1 protein-coding gene is annotated in these 493 nt (G+C 46.0%); it reads left to right on the top strand.

The features are described 5' to 3' along the window. On the top strand, positions 1-493 hold a 493-nt coding region (locus tag ACTHUF_RS11100), incomplete at both ends, for a hypothetical protein (RefSeq protein ID WP_440407718.1).

Raw genomic sequence — 493 nt, forward strand, 5'->3', positions numbered from 1 at the left:
TTTGGTGGTGGGGTTGTTGTTTGGGGTGTTGGTTTGGGTGTTGGGGTGGGTGGGGTTTTTGTTGTGTTTGGTTGTTTTGGTTGTGGTGGGTTTGTTTTGTTTGGGGTTGTTGTTGGTTTGGTGTGTTTTGGTGGTGGTGGGGTTTGGTTTGGTGGTGGTGGTGTTGTTGGTGTGTTGTTTGGGGGGTGTGGTGTTTTGTTGGTGTTTTGGGGTTGTGTTTTTTTGTTGTGTTTGTTTGTTTTTGGTGGTGTTGGTTTTGGTTTTGGGGTGTGTTGTTTGTTTGGGGTTGGGGTTGGGGGGTGGTTTGTGTGGGTTTTGTGTGGTGTTGGTTTGGGGTGTGGGGTGTGGTGTGGGTTTGGGGGTTTTTTTGGTGGTGGGTGGTGGTGTTTTGTTTTTGTGTGTGTTTTGGTTGTGTGTTTGTTGTTGTTGTTTTTGGGTGGGGTTTTTTTTGGTTTTGGTGTTTGTTTGTGTTGTTGTTTGTGTGTTTTGGTTG

The organism is Neisseria sp. P0024.S006, assembly GCF_051956595.1.
In the GTDB taxonomy this organism is placed as follows: domain Bacteria; phylum Pseudomonadota; class Gammaproteobacteria; order Burkholderiales; family Neisseriaceae; genus Neisseria.